Here is a 3,525-nt window from a genome sequence, read left to right as displayed (position 1 = left end):
GACCAGCGACAAGTTCAAGGGCGTGCGCTGGGTCGTCACGCCAGGCAGCCTGAAGATCAGCTCTACCAATGCCGATCAGGAAGAAGCGATTGAAGAACTGGAAATCGATTACGGCGGCGATAGTGTCGACATCGGTTTCAACGTCACTTACCTGCTCGACGTGCTCAACAACCTGAAGGGCGACAACGTCAACATCGCTCTCGGCGACGCCAATTCCTCAGCACTGATCACCGTGCCGGAAAACGCCGACTTTAAGTACGTTGTCATGCCGATGCGCATCTAGCCAGGCTGCTTGCCGCTTGTCCCGTCTGGACGCCGCCGCCGCGGCTGGCATCGACATCATTCTCGCAAACGCGGCAATCGATGATACCGGCAGGCAAGCGGCAAAAAGATTGACTCCCGCAGCCGCGGGAATGACGGCGGGAGCATCAAGTTGTAGCCGTAGAGCGGGCAAGTTTGCCGCCCACGCACCCCCCCGGCTTTGCTTGCAAAAACAGCATCAACCCTAATATATGTAGTTCCGAAGTAAGCTTTTCAGAAGGTAGCCATGTCATCAGCCCCAGATAACACCAATCAGCCGCAACCCAATGCATACGGAGCGTCCTCGATCCAAATTCTCGAAGGCCTGGAAGCGGTACGCAAGCGCCCCGGGATGTACATCGGCGACACCTCTGACGGCACCGGCTTGCATCACCTGGTGTTCGAAGTGCTGGACAACTCCATCGACGAATCGCTGGCCGGCCACTGTACCGAAATCCACGTCACCATCCACGCCGACAATTCGATCTCGATTACCGACAACGGCCGTGGCGTGCCAACCGGCATCAAGTACGACGACAAACACGATCCAAAGCGCAGCGCAGCCGAAATCGTCATGACCGAGCTGCACGCCGGCGGCAAGTTCGATCAGAACTCTTATAAAGTCTCCGGCGGCTTGCACGGCGTTGGCGTCTCCTGCGTCAACGGCCTGTCGAAACTGCTCAAGCTGACCATCCGCCGCGACGGCAAAGTGCATTACATGGAATTCGTCCGTGGCGTGCCGCAAAACCGCGAAACCGAAATGCAGGACGGCGTGCTGGTATCGCCGATCAAAGTCATCGGCGATACCGACAAGCGCGGCACCGAAGTGCATTTCTGGGCCGACGAAGAAATCTTCACGCACGTTGAATTCCACTACGAAATCCTGGCCAAGCGCATCCGCGAACTGTCCTTCCTCAATAATGGCGTGCACATCAAGCTCAGTGATCAGCGCACCGGCAAGGAAGAAAGCTTCGCGTTCGAAGGCGGCACCCGCGGTTTTGTGGAATACATCAACAAAGCCAAGAGCGTCCTGCACCCAACGATTTTCCAGGCCACCGGTGAAAAAGACGGCGTCAGCGTCGACGTCTCCATGCAATGGAGCGACGCCTACAACGAACAAGTGCTGTGCTTCACCAACAACATCCCGCAACGTGACGGCGGCACCCATCTGACCGGCCTGCGCGCCGCGATGACCCGTATCCTCAACAAGTACATCGAAGAACATGATTTCGCCAAGAAAGCCAAGGTAGAAACCAGCGGCGACGACATGCGCGAAGGCCTGACCTGCGTGCTGTCCGTCAAAGTGCCAGACCCAAAATTCAGCTCGCAAACCAAAGACAAACTGGTCTCCAGCGAAGTGCGTTTGCCGGTCGAAGAAATCGTCGCTAAAACCCTCAACGATTATTTGCAAGAACGCCCGAACGACGCCAAGATGATCTGCGGCAAGATCGTCGAAGCCGCGCGCGCCCGTGACGCCGCCCGCAAGGCGCGCGAACTGACGCGCCGCAAAGGCGTGATGGACGGCCTCGGCCTGTCCTCAAAGCTGGCCGACTGCCAGGAAAAAGACCCGGCGCTGTGCGAACTCTACATCGTCGAGGGTGACTCTGCGGGCGGTTCCGCCAAGCAGGGCCGCGACCGTAAATTCCAGGCGATCCTGCCGTTGCGCGGTAAAGTGCTCAACGTCGAAAAAGCCCGTTTCGAAAAAATGCTGTCGTCGGAACAGATCACCACCCTGATCGCCACCCTCGGCACCAGCATCGGCGCCGATGAATTCAACGCCGACAAGCTGCGCTACCACCGCATCATCATCATGACCGATGCGGACGTCGACGGCGCCCACATCCGCACCCTGCTGCTGACCCTGTTCTACCGCCAGATGCCGCAACTGGTAGAGCGCGGCCACATCTACATCGCCCAACCTCCGCTGTACAAAGTCAAGCACGGCAAGGACGAACGCTACCTGAAGGACGACGCCGAAGAAGTCTCCTACATGATGCAAGTCGCCCTCAACGACGCCGCCCTGGTGCCAAGCGAAGGCGCCATGCCGATCAGCGGCCCGGCCCTGGCAGAGTTGGTGCGCCAGTACAACATGGCCAATTCCATCATCACGCGCCTGACCCGTGCGATCGACGGCGCCGCCCTCACCTCCATCATGACCGGCGTCACCCTCAAGCTGGATACCCTGGCAGATGCAGAAGCATCGGCCAAGGCGCTGGAAGCATCGATCAACGAGCCATCGGTACAAGTCATCGTCAAATCCGATGAACTCTCCGACAAACACGCGCTACGCATCAACCGCCGCTACCACGGCAACATCAAAGCCAGCAGCATCGACAGCGACTTCGTCGCCAGCCCGGATTACACCGCACTGGTCAACGCCGCCGCCACCTTCAAAGGCCTGATCGGCCCAGGCGCAGTCATCCAGCGCGGCGCCGGCGAAAAAGTCAAAGAGTCAGCCATCACCGACTTCCACCAAGCCATGGCCTGGCTACGCGACGAAGCCGAACGCGGCGTCAGCAAGCAGCGCTATAAAGGTCTGGGAGAAATGAACCCATCGCAACTGTGGGAAACCACAATGGACCCAACCGTGCGCCGCTTGTTGAAGGTGCAGATTGAAGATGCGATTGCTGCGGATCAGATCTTTATGACGCTGATGGGGGATGATGTTGAACCTCGGCGGGCATTTATTGAGTTGAATGCGCTGCAGGCGGGGAATATTGATGTTTGATTTGTCGTGTTGTTCTCTCTCGCCTCGACCAATTGAATAAATGACATAGGCCAATCTTCGGATTGGCCTTTTTTAATTTTTGGGATTTGGCCACAATAAAACTTTTCGGGATGCTCTGGCGTTTTTTTGCACATATTCGTTTTCACCTTGAACATATCCATATAAACGGCCCAGCCGCTATTTCAATTCTTTATGTTTTTGTTGCCCATAGGGTAATATATTTCTCACCATAAAACGACAGTGGTGCGGGGTTTGAGCTTCCCCCGAAATTTAGTCTTCCATAGGTAACGTAAAATCAACGATCCTTTGGAAAGACCAGCAATGAAGAAGATACCAAAACAGATGTACACGGCGGAGTTCAAGGAGCTAGTCGTGCAACGGGTTGCCGATGGGCAGACGATCCCGGCGGTGGCCAGGGAATTGGGGCTGAGCGACCAGACGCTGCGCAACTGGATCAAGGCCGCGGCGGCAGGCAAGCTTACCGGGGCAGGCAGCAA

At 56.9% G+C, this 3,525-nt stretch carries 2 protein-coding genes and 1 pseudogene; all 3 read left to right on the top strand.

The genetic code is table 11. The annotated features are described in order from the left end of the window. Positions 1-283 (top strand): annotated as a pseudogene (locus ACIQ0R_RS11945) (DNA polymerase III subunit beta); the annotation flags it as partial. A gap of 264 nt (positions 284-547) precedes the next feature. Next, positions 548-3,028 (top strand): DNA topoisomerase (ATP-hydrolyzing) subunit B, encoded by a 2,481-nt coding sequence (gene gyrB, locus ACIQ0R_RS11940; RefSeq protein WP_395827687.1) that lies wholly within the window; start codon positions 548-550, stop codon positions 3,026-3,028. Positions 3,029-3,349: 321 nt separating this feature from the next. Beyond that, the coding region (locus ACIQ0R_RS11935; protein WP_395827690.1) for a transposase at positions 3,350-3,525 on the top strand (176 nt) is incomplete at its 3' end.

The organism is Collimonas sp. (assembly GCF_044339385.1).
GTDB lineage: Bacteria > Pseudomonadota > Gammaproteobacteria > Burkholderiales > Burkholderiaceae_D > Collimonas.
This window is presented reverse-complemented; position numbering and strand designations above follow the sequence as displayed.

Coding starts and splice junctions, on each gene's coding strand:
- gyrB (WP_395827687.1), top strand. CDS start 548: ATGTCATCAGCCCCAGATAACACCAATCAGCCGCAACCCAATGCATAC.